Source organism: Streptomyces tricolor, assembly GCF_002155905.1.
Lineage (GTDB): Bacteria > Actinomycetota > Actinomycetes > Streptomycetales > Streptomycetaceae > Streptomyces > Streptomyces tricolor.
Map to the genome: position 1 here is coordinate 1 of NZ_MUMF01000599.1, position 10,389 is coordinate 10,389.

General features: G+C 69.8%; 9 protein-coding genes. 1 reads left to right on the forward strand and 8 read right to left on the reverse strand.

All coding sequences use genetic code 11. From position 1 onward, the window contains the following. From CCN44_RS34775 to CCN44_RS34810, 8 genes are all read right to left on the reverse strand, one after another. Nucleotides 1–1,296 (reverse strand): pyridoxal phosphate-dependent aminotransferase (locus CCN44_RS34775; protein WP_107502136.1); only part of this gene is annotated, 1,296 nt, incomplete at its 3' end. 101 nt (nucleotides 1,297–1,397) lie between these two features. Beyond that, complete coding sequence (locus CCN44_RS34780; RefSeq protein WP_086702462.1) at nucleotides 1,398–2,546, reverse strand: aldose epimerase family protein; 1,149 nt, start codon at nucleotides 2,544–2,546, stop codon at nucleotides 1,398–1,400. A 26-nt stretch (nucleotides 2,547–2,572) separates the two neighbouring features. Next, nucleotides 2,573–3,817, reverse strand: coding sequence for a multiple monosaccharide ABC transporter permease (gene mmsB, locus CCN44_RS34785; RefSeq protein WP_086702465.1), 1,245 nt, complete (start codon nucleotides 3,815–3,817; stop codon nucleotides 2,573–2,575). Next, nucleotides 3,814–5,364, reverse strand: coding sequence for a multiple monosaccharide ABC transporter ATP-binding protein (gene mmsA, locus CCN44_RS34790; RefSeq protein WP_086702468.1), 1,551 nt, complete (start codon nucleotides 5,362–5,364; stop codon nucleotides 3,814–3,816). Before mmsA ends, mmsB begins: the two co-directional genes overlap by 4 nt. Before the next feature lie 34 nt (nucleotides 5,365–5,398). Further along, nucleotides 5,399–6,508, reverse strand: a complete 1,110-nt coding sequence (gene chvE / locus CCN44_RS34795; protein WP_059249256.1) for a multiple monosaccharide ABC transporter substrate-binding protein — start codon at nucleotides 6,506–6,508, stop codon at nucleotides 5,399–5,401. Nucleotides 6,509–6,513: 5 nt separating this feature from the next. After that, nucleotides 6,514–7,545 (reverse strand): hypothetical protein, encoded by a 1,032-nt coding sequence (locus tag CCN44_RS34800; protein ID WP_059249254.1) that lies wholly within the window; start codon nucleotides 7,543–7,545, stop codon nucleotides 6,514–6,516. A gap of 123 nt (nucleotides 7,546–7,668) precedes the next feature. Continuing rightward, a complete protein-coding gene (locus CCN44_RS34805) occupies nucleotides 7,669–8,682 on the reverse strand; it encodes a zinc-dependent alcohol dehydrogenase (RefSeq protein ID WP_059249252.1) in 1,014 nt (337 codons plus the stop codon). After that, nucleotides 8,679–9,842 carry a mandelate racemase/muconate lactonizing enzyme family protein gene (locus tag CCN44_RS34810; protein WP_059249250.1) on the reverse strand — a complete coding sequence of 388 codons (1,164 nt, stop codon included), beginning with the start codon at nucleotides 9,840–9,842 and terminating at the stop codon, nucleotides 8,679–8,681. The genes CCN44_RS34805 and CCN44_RS34810 overlap by 4 nt, the downstream gene beginning before the upstream one ends. A gap of 200 nt (nucleotides 9,843–10,042) precedes the next feature. Here CCN44_RS34810 and CCN44_RS43625 point away from each other — a divergent pair. Continuing rightward, a partial coding sequence (locus CCN44_RS43625; protein WP_462509660.1) for an SCO2400 family protein occupies nucleotides 10,043–10,389 on the forward strand: 347 nt, incomplete at its 3' end.

Genomic DNA, 10,389 nt, shown 5'->3' on the forward strand with positions numbered 1-10,389 from the left:
CCCGCCGCCGGCCGGCGTGACGGCGGCGGGGAGCGGCATGCCGGTGCCGGCGGCCGGAGCGGGGCCGGCCGCGGTGAGCCGCATCCCGGCCCCGTTGGTCTCGCTGACCAGCCGGTCCACCGCCGCCGTGCCCGAGCTGTAGCTGGTCCCGGTGCCCGGCTCGGGCACGGCGGCTCCCCTCCTGGACCCGTAGAGCACCTGTTCCAGGCCGGACACCAGGCGACGCACGTCGACCTGGGGGCGCACCACGAGCCGCAGGAAGCGGCTGGAGGATCCGATCTTGTTGCCGCACTCGCGGACCAGGATCCGGTGCTCGGTGAGCATCCGGTCCCGTACCACCGTGCCCTCGGCACCGACGGGCAGCCGCACGAAGAGGAAGTTGCCCTGGGAGGGATAGACGGTGAGGCCGGGGAGCGCGGAGAGGTGGCTGGCCATCTCCAGCCGGTCGCGGCGGACCTGCTGAAGGCTCTGCGCGTACTCGGGCCCGTGCTCCTTCAGCATGAACACCACGTGCTCGGCGAAGGAGTTGAGGTTCCACTTCGGCAGCATCGAGCGGACCTTGCCCGCGAGCGCCGGGTTGGCGACGAGGTAGCCGAAGCGGATGCCGTGCAGGCCGAAGTTCTTGCCGAGGCTGCGCAGGACGATCACGTTGGGGCGGAGCATGGCCTCCTCGACGACGCTCGGCTCGGCCTCCGCGTCGGCGAACTCCAGGAACGACTCGTCGACCACGACCAGGTCCAGGTCCGCCATGGCGTCCATGAACTGCACCACCTGCCGGCGGCGCAGATAGCCGCCGTCGGGGTTGTTCGGGTTGCAGATCACGGCCACCCGGGTGCGCCGGGCGCGGAGGAACTCGGTGTACTGGCCGAGGTCCAGGGCGAAGCCGTTCGCCTCCTGGAGCGGGAACATGTCGACCCGCTTGCCCGTCTCCATCGGCTGGTCGGTCCAGCGGCCGAAGGTGGGGACCGGGACGGCCAGCGACTCACGGACCAGGAGATGGTCGATCCAGGTGATCAGCTCCGTGGAGCCGTTGCCCATCGCGACACACTGCGGCGGGAGCTGGAGCAGGCTGCACAGCTCGCCGGTGATGGTGTCGGCGCTGCTCGGGTAGTACGTGACGATCTCGCGCAACCGGGCCGCCATCTCCTCGAACATGGCGGGCGTCGGGAAGTACGGGTTGCACGGGATGCAGAAGTCCACCGGGCCGGTTCCGTCGCCGCCCTCCCGCGTCAGCGCCGCCATGGAGGGGCTGTGCGCGGCGGTGCCGCGGAACAACGAGGTGACGTTGCCGGCCAAGGGAACCTCCGTTCAAGGCGGCCCGTGCGGGGGAGCACGGGCCGCCCTTGGATACGGAGGGGGCGGCTGTGGCGTTCAACTCACCCGGGACGTGAACGACTTCACACGCCGAAGGTGTGGATCGTCGTCGTCCGGTACGTCTGCCCCGGCCGCAGCACCGTCGACGGGAAGTGCGCGTGGTTCGGCGAGTCCGGGAAATGCTGCGTCTCCAGACACAGGGCGTCGCCCTGCCGGTAGGTGCGGCCCCCGGTGCCGGTGAGCGTCCCGTCGAGGAAGTTGCCGGAGTAGAACTGCAGCCCCGGCTGGTCGGTGGCGATCTTCAGGGTGCGGCCGGAGCGCGGGTCGCGCAGGGTCGCGATGTGCTCGGGCCGCGCCGTGATCCCCTTGTCCAGGACCCAGTTGTGGTCGTACCCCTTGGCCCGCACCTGCTGCTCGTGGCCCGCCCGGAGGTCCCGGCCGATCGGCTTGGCGCGCCGGAAGTCGAACGGGGTGCCCGCGACCGCGGCCAGCTCGCCGGTGGGGATGAGACCCGCGTCGGTGGGGGTGTAGCGGGCGGCGGCGATGGAGAGTTCGTGGTCCTCCACGGTGCCGCTGCCCTCGCCGGCCAGATTCCAGTAGACGTGGCTGGTGAGGTTGACGACGGTGGCCTTGTCGGTGGTGGCCGCGTAGTCGATGCGCCAGTCGCCGTGCCGGGTGAGGGTGTACGTCACCGTGGTGCGCAGCGTGCCCGGGTAGCCCATCTCGCCGTCGGCGCTCGTGTAGTGCAGGCGCAGGCCGACGTCGGATCCCCGGGTGAACGGCTCCACGTCCCACACGCGCTTGTCGAAGCCCTGGGTGCCGCCGTGCAGGCTGTTGTCGCCGTCGTTCACGGACAGCTGGTACGGCGTGCCGTCCAGCGTGAACCGGCCCTTGCCGATGCGGTTGCCGTACCGGCCGATCAGGGCGCCGAAGTACGGGCTCTTCGCGGCGTAGTCGGCGATGTCGTCGAAACCGGCGACCACGTTGGCGTACCGGCCGTGCCGGTCGGGGATCTCCAGGGTCTGGACGATGCCGCCGTAGGAGAGCACCTTCAGCCGGGTGCCGCCGTTCTCCAGCGACCAGCGGTACACCTTCGTGCCGTCGGCGAGCGTGCCGAAGAGCTCCTTCACCGGCTTCCTTCCCTGGGCCGCCTGGGCCGTGCCGCCGAGGGTGGTGGCGGCCAGGCCCGCCGCGGCCGCTCCGGCGATGACCGTGCGTCTGTTCAGTTCCATGGGTACGGCTTTCGTTGTCTGGACGCTTACGAACCGGACTTGCGCTTGTTCCACACGTCGAACCCGACCGCCACCAGCAGGGCGAGGCCCTTGATGACCTGCTGCCAGTCGGTGCCGACGCTGAGGAGGTTCATGCCGTTGTTCAGCACGCCGAGGACGAGACCGCCGATGATGGCGCCGAGCACGGTGCCGACACCGCCGCTCATGGACGCGCCGCCGATGAACGAGGAGGCGATGGCCTCCAGTTCGAAGTTGACGCCCGCCTTCGGCGAGGCCGCGTTCAGCCGGGCGGCGACCACCAGACCCGCCAGGGCCGCGAGCACGCCCATGTTCAGGAAGACGTAGAAGGTGACCTTCTTGTCCTTCACACCGGACAGCTTCGCCGCCGGCAGGTTGCCGCCGATCGCGTAGATGTGCCGGCCGAAGACCGCGTTGCGCATGACGTAGCCGTAGCCGACGACCAGCGCGCCGAGGATGATCAGCACGATCGGGGCGCCCTTGTAGCTGGCGAGCAGCAGGGTGAGGACGAGGATCGCGGCGACCAGCGCGGTCAGCTTCAGCAGGAACAGCCGGGTGGGCAGCACGTCCAGGGAGAACTCCTGCTGGCGGCGGCGGTCCCGGAACTCCTGCCACACCACGGCCGCGATCAGGACGAACCCGAGCAGCAGGGTGAGGTTGTGGTAGTTGGTGTTCGGGCCGACCTCGGGCAGGAAGCCGTTGCCGAGCTTCTGCAGACCCTCGGGGAACGGGCCGAGGGTCTGGCCCTTGAGGAGGATCTCGGTGAGGCCGCGGAAGAGCAGCATCCCGGCGAGGGTGACGATGAAGGACGGTATGCCGAGATAGGCGATCAGATAGCCCTGGACGGCGCCGGCCGCGGCGCCCACCAGCAGGCACAGCACCAGCGCGACGGGCCAGGAGATCCCGTGCTGCACGGTCAGTACGGCCGCGAAGGCGCCGGTGAACGCCGTGAGCGAGCCGACCGACAGGTCGATGTGCCCGGCGATGATCACCAGCATCATGCCGATCGCGAGGATCAGGATGTAGCTGTTCTGCAGCACCAGGTTGGAGACGTTGCGCGGCAGCAGCAGGTCCCCGTCGGTCCAGATCGCGAAGAGGACCACGATCAGACCGAGCGCGATCAGCATTCCGTACTGGCGCATGTTGCGGCGCAGCCCGGCCAGGACCAGGCCGAGCAGCCCCCCGTCGGCAGCCGCTCCGCTCCTGCCCGGCGGCGCGGGGGCCGGGCTCTTGGCGGTCACATCCGTGCTCATCGCGTTACCTCTTTGTCCTTCGTCATATGGCGCATCAGCACTTCCTGCGTGGCCTCGGCCCGCGGCACCTCACCGGTCAGCCGCCCGGCGGCCATCGTGTAGATGCGGTCGCACATGCCGAGCAGCTCGGGCAGCTCGGAGGAGATGAAGACGACCGCCTTGCCCTGGGCGGCGAGCTGGTCGATGACCGTGTAGATCTCGTACTTGGCGCCCACGTCGATGCCGCGGGTGGGTTCGTCGAGGATCAGCACGTCCGGCCCGGCGAAGATCCACTTGCTGAGGACGACCTTCTGCTGGTTGCCGCCGGAGAGCCTGCCCACCGGCTCGAACACCGTGGGCGCCTTGATGTTCATGGACGTCCGGAAGCCCTCGGCGACCTGCCGTTCCTCGTGCTCGTCCACCACGCCCCGCTTGGCCACCTTGTGCAGCGCGGTCAGCGAGATGTTCCGGTTGATGGTGTCGATGAGGTTCAGGCCGTAGTGCTTGCGGTCCTCGGTGACGTACGCGATGCCGTGCCCGATCGCCTCCGCGACGGTCCTGGTCCGGATCTGTGTGCCGTCCTTGAGGACCGTGCCGCCCGCGTACCGGCCGTAGGTCCGCCCGAAGACGCTCATCGCGAGTTCGGTGCGTCCCGCGCCCATCAGGCCGGCGATGCCGACGATCTCCCCGCGGCGCACGGTCAGCGACACGTCGTCCACGACCTTGCGCTGCTGGTCGACCGGGTGGAACACGGTCCAGCCGCGGATCTCCAGCGCCGGTGTCGCGCCCTGCTCCGGCTGGTGCGGGGTGCGCTCGGGGAAGCGGTGGTCGAGATCGCGGCCCACCATGCCGGCGATGATCCGCTCCTCGGTCGTCTCCGGCGCCTTCACATCGAGGGTCTCGATGGACCGGCCGTCCCGGATGATCGTCACCGAGTCGGCGACCTTGCGGATCTCGTTGAGCTTGTGGGAGATGATGATCGAGGTGATGCCCTGGTTCTTCAGCTCCAGGATCAGGTCGAGGAGCTTGTCGCTGTCCTCGTCGTTCAGGGCCGCCGTCGGCTCGTCCAGGATCAGCAGCTTCACCTGCTTGGACAGCGCCTTGGCGATCTCCACCAGCTGCTGCTTGCCCACGCCGATGTCGGCGACCCGGGTCTCCGGGTGCTCGTCCAGGCCGACCCGGCGCAGCAGCTCGGTGGCGTGGCGCAGGGTCTCGCGCCAGTTGATGAGCCCGCGCCGGGCGTGCTCGTTGCCGAGGAAGAGGTTCTCCGCGATGGACAGGTGCGGCACCAGGGCCAGTTCCTGGTGGATGATGACGATGCCGTGCTGCTCGCTCGCCCGGATGTCGCGGAACTGGCAGACCTCTCCCTCGAAGAGGATGTCCCCCTCGTAACTGCCGTACGGATGGACGCCGGAGAGCACCTTCATCAGGGTGGACTTGCCGGCGCCGTTCTCCCCGCAGATGGCGTGGACCTCGCCCTGCCGGACGGTCAGGGTGACGTCCGACAGCGCCTTGACACCGGGAAAGGTCTTGACGATCGAGCGCATTTCCAGGACGGGTCCCGCCATGGTCGTGCCTTTCACTCCGTAGGAAAAGGGCGGGTCACTTCAGCTGGGACTCGGTGTAGTAACCACCGTCGACCAGCACCTTCCGGTAGTTGGACTTGTCGACGCTGACCGGCTGGAGCAGGTAGGCCGGCACGACCTTGGCGCCGTTGTCGTACGTCTTGGTGTCGTTGACCTCGGGCTTCTTGCCCTTCAGGGAGTCGTCCATCATCGCGGCGGCGACCTCGGCGAGCTTGCGGAGGTCCTTGTAGACGGTCTGCGTCTGCTGACCGGAGATGATCGACTTCACCGAGGCCAGCTCGGCGTCCTGGCCGGTGATGACCGGCAGCGGCTTGCTGCCCGAGCCGTAGCCGTCCGACTTCAGCGCGGACAGGATGCCGATGGAGATGCCGTCGTACGGCGAGAGGACCGCGTCGACCCGGCCGCTCTTGTAGGAGGAGGTGAGGATGTCCTCCATGCGCTTCTGCGCGGTGGTGCCGTCCCAGCGCAGGGTGACGACCTGGTTGAGCCGGGTCTGTCCGGACCGGACCACCAGCTGCTTCTTGTCGATGTACGGCTGGAGCACCTTCATGGCGCCGCCGAAGAAGTACTTGGTGTTGTTGTCGTCGTTGGAGCCGGCGAACAGCTCGATGTTGAACGGGCCCTTCTCGCCCTTGCCCAGCCCGAGCTTGTCCACGATGTACTGGCCCTGGAGCGTGCCGACCTTCTCGTTGTCGAACGAGGCGTAGTAGTCGACGTTCTTGGTGCCGAGGATCAGCCGGTCGTAGGAGATGACCGGGATGTTCGCGTCCGCGGCCTGCTGGAGCACGCTGTTCAGGGACTTGTTGTCGATGGCCGCGATGATCAGGCCCTTCACGCCCTGCGTGATGAGGTTCTCGATCTGCGAGACCTGGGTCTCCGGGTCGTCCTCGCCGTAGACCAGCTTGGTCTTGTACCCCTTGGCCTCCAAGTCCTTCACGACGTTCCGGCCGTCGGAGATCCACCGCTCGGAGGACTTGGTCGGCATGGCGATGCCGATGGTGGCGCCCTTGACGTCGCCCGACTTCTCCTTGCTGCCGCCTTCGCTGTTCTGGCCGCAGGCGGTCAGCGTGAGGGCGAGCGAGGCGGCTCCGGCCATCGTGGCGAGTGCGGCTCTGCGGTTGCGCATGGGGATCAGTCCTTGTCGTTCTCGTCGTGGAGAGGAGCGGAGTGCAGGGGAGTGGGGGCGAGGGGCGCGGAGGCTTCGACGGGGAACCGGTGCAGAGGCCCCGGCAGGCGGGAGCCGAGCGGCGCCATGTCGCCGTCCGCGCCGTGCCGGGCGAGCAGGTCCAGGGCGAGCCGGCCGCGCCGCACCCGCTCCCGGGCGGTGTCCAGGGTCACGTCCCGCAGATGGGTGCCCCACGGGTAGATGCCGGGCGCCTTGGACAGGCCGAACTTCAGGTAGAGCGGCGCGCCGCGCCGGATCAGCTCGGCGACCTCGTACATCCGGACGTAGCCGCCGAGGTCGTCGGGTGCCTCGATGTACATGTCCATGGGGGCGCCGGACACCCGGCGGATCTCGGTGAGGTGGTCCAGCGTCAGATCGCTGGGCACGTTGACGGAGTCGGCGCCGAGCCGCTCGTACACGGCGTACGAGGCCGGGTTGACCGGGCCGATGAGCGCCGAGACCTTCAGCGTGGTGTCGGCCGGGACGATCCCGGCCGCGCGGGCCCGGTGCAGCGTCCACAGCACGCCCTCGTCGGCGACGAGCAGGCACTTGACGCCCAGCTCGGTGGCCCGGACGGCGTCCTCGACGCAGCCGGCGACCGCGTCGTGGCCCCGGGCGCGCAGTCCGGCCCCCCGCGAGTCGGACCGCACCGAGCCGCCGATGTCCCAGGTGCCGCGCGGGCCGGTGAACAGGCAGAGTTCGATGTCGCGTTCGGCGGTGGCCTCGACCATCTCGGTGATCTCGGCGTCGGTGAGCATCCACACGCCGCTGCCCTGGCTGATCCGGTGGATCGGCACATCGAGGCGCGAGGCCTCCTTGAGGACGACCGCCAGCGCTTCGGGACCCTCGCACGAGGGGATCTCGGTGCGCCAGCGACCGCCGCCCGGGAAGGTGTGGGCGGAGGCGTCGGCGGGGTCGAGGGCGGGCGCGCCCAGGCCGAGCGCGGCGAGCACCTGCTCGCCGGGCCTGCGGGCTGCCGGAGCGGAAGCGTCGGTCACAAGCTGTCCTTAGGGTCCTGAGTGTTCGAGATATCGGACGAGGTTCGCGGCTCTGGGTAGCGAAAAGCGCTGGAGGTACGCCGGTCGGGGCGCCGTCGGGTCACGCCCTGACCGGCGTACGGATCAGGGGCGGAGCAGCACCTTGCCCACCTGGGGATCGCCGGCCCCGACCAGCTCGATGGCCCGCGGGAACTCGGTCAGCGGCAGCTCGTGCGTGACCAGCGGCAGCGGGTCGAGCAGCCCGGCGCCGAACACCCGCACGGCGTGCGCCCAGGCGTCCGGCGGCGCCCCGAAGACGGTGTGCACGGCCAGCTGCCGTACGACGAGATCGGTCGGGTCGAGCCCGTCCGCGCCCGGCGCCGGGATCCCGGTGAGGACCAGGCGCCCGCCGCGCCGGAGCAGCGCGGCGGCGGTGCGGGCGGCGGACGCCGACCCGGCGGTCTCGATCACCACGTCGAAGTCCCCGGGCAGCGCCGGATCCACGGCGTCCTTCAGCCGGAAGTCGCTCGCCCCGAACCGCCGGGAGAGCGCCTCCCGGTCGCCCCGGGTGCCCACGACGAGCAGCTCCGCCGGCGAGACCGCCTTCAGGAACTGCACGGCGAACATGCCCAGCGTGCCCGTGCCGACCACCGCGACCCGCTCACCCGGCTGGGCGTTGCCCTTGAGCGCGGCGGCGGCGACGCAGGCGGCCGGCTCCAGCAGCGCGGCGGCGGTGAGGTCGGCGTCGTCCGGCAGGACGTGCAGCAGCCGGGCGGGCAGGGTGAGTGTGGCCGCCATGGCGCCGGGCCGGGTGAACCCCGTCTCCTCGTATCCGGCCGTGCACAGCGTGGTCTCGCCCGCGTGACAGCGGTCGCAGACCTGGCAGTTGCGGAACCCCTCGCCGACCACCTTGCGACCGACGAGCGAGTCCGGCACCCCCGCGCCCACCGACGTGACCGTCCCCGACCACTCGTGCCCGGGCGTGAGCGGATACCGCACGTACCCTTCCGGCCGGTTGCCCTGGTACACCTCGCGGTCGCTGCCGCAGATGCCGACCGCGTGCACCGCGACCAGCGCCTCGCCGGGACCGGGCGCACGCGGCGTGTGGGCCTCGACCCGGTGCACGCCCGGAGCCTCGATCAGAACCTGGGAACTCACTTCGTACCCTTCGGCTTGCGCTGTTCCCAGCCCTCGGCCCACAGGTCGAACCGGGCCTGCTGCTGCGGGAACTCGGCCGCCGCGTCCACGTCCAGCTCGACGCCGAGGCCGGGCGCGTCGGACAGGTGGAAGCAGCCGTCCTCCGGGTCCACCTGCGGCGCTCCCTTGACGACCTTCTTGATCTCCGCGTCGGCGAAGTCGTTGAAGTGCTCCAGGATCTTGAAGTTCGGGGAGGTGAACCCGACCTGGAGGGAGGCGGCGGTGAGCACGGACCCGCCCACGTTGTGCGGGGCGACCAGCATGTAGTGGGTCTCGGCGGTGGCGGCCAGCTTGCGGGTCTCCCAGATGCCGCCGATGTGGCCGACGTCGGGCTGGATGATGTCCACGGCCTGGCTGTCGAACAGCTCGCGGAACTCGATCCGGTCGTGGATCCGCTCACCGGTCGCCACCGGGAGGTCCACCTTGGCCGCGACCTTCTCCAGCGCCTTGAGGTTCTCCGGCGGCACCGGCTCCTCCAGCCACGCGGGCTTGAAGGGCGCCATCTCCTTCGCCAGCCGGACGGCGGTGGCGGGGGAGAAGCGGCCGTGCATCTCCAGCATCAGCTCCGCCTCCGGGCCGATGGCGTCCCGCACGGCCTCGATGAGCGAGACGGCGTACAGGGTCTCCTTGTGGTCCAGCTCGAAGTGCCCGGTGCCGAACGGGTCGATCTTCAGGGCCTTGTAGCCGCGCTCCATGACCCCCTGCGCGGCCTTGTGGTACGCCTCCGGCGTTCGCTCGGTCGTGTACCACCCGTTGGCGTACGCCTTGACCTTGTCGGTCACCTTGCCGCCGAGCAGCTGCCACACCGGCACGCCCAGCGCCTTGCCCTTGATGTCCCAGCACGCCATCTCGACGACCGCGATGCCGGACATGACGATCTCACCCGCTCGGCCGTAGTCGCCGTACTTCATACGGCGGACCAGGTCCTCGACAGCGAACGGGTCCGATCCGAGAATGTGGTTGGCCTCGGCCTCCCGCAGGTAGCCGATCAGCGCGTCGGTGTGTCCGAGCATCCGGGTCTCGCCGACTCCCGTGATCCCCTCGTCGGTGTGCACCTGGACATAGGTCAGGTTGCGCCACGGCGTGCCGACCACGTGCGTGCTGATTCCGGTGATGCGCACGGCAGTTGCCCCTCAGCTGTTCGAGATTTCGTCACACGTTCGAAATGCTGGCGTGACAGTAAGGACGGTCCGGCGGGGGTGTCAATGGGTCGAACAGGTAACGGTTTCGGCAAGGCTTTCGAGAGCTCTTTCGATCCCGCACCAAACCTTCACAGCGGTGCCTGGAACCTGACCCGCGCGGACTCTAGTCTTCCCGCGTCATGGACTACTGCCCCCCGTGCCAACGGCACCTCAACGGCGCCCTGGCCTGCCCCGGGTGCGGAACTCCGGCCGACCGTCTCGCCGTCACCGCTGCGGCACCGGCCCCGCACGCGCACGGGCAGCCGTACCGGCAGTCCTACGAGCCGTACGGGCACGACGAGCAGCCGTACGAGGCCGCGCACGAGGGGACGTACGCGCAACCGGACCGGCCCGGCGGGCCCGAGCACCCCGACCGCTCGGAGGAGGCCGACGAGGACGGCCCCGAGGACGCGTACGAGACCGCCGAGGACACCGCTCCCGGCGGCCGGCGCGCCGCCCGTGCCGCGGGGAGCGGTGTCCTCGGCGG

Coding starts and splice junctions, on each gene's coding strand:
- CCN44_RS34780 (WP_086702462.1), bottom strand. CDS start 2,546: ATGGAACTGAACAGACGCACGGTCATCGCCGGAGCGGCCGCGGCGGGC.
- mmsB (WP_086702465.1), bottom strand. CDS start 3,817: ATGAGCACGGATGTGACCGCCAAGAGCCCGGCCCCCGCGCCGCCGGGC.
- mmsA (WP_086702468.1), bottom strand. CDS start 5,364: ATGGCGGGACCCGTCCTGGAAATGCGCTCGATCGTCAAGACCTTTCCC.
- chvE (WP_059249256.1), bottom strand. CDS start 6,508: ATGCGCAACCGCAGAGCCGCACTCGCCACGATGGCCGGAGCCGCCTCG.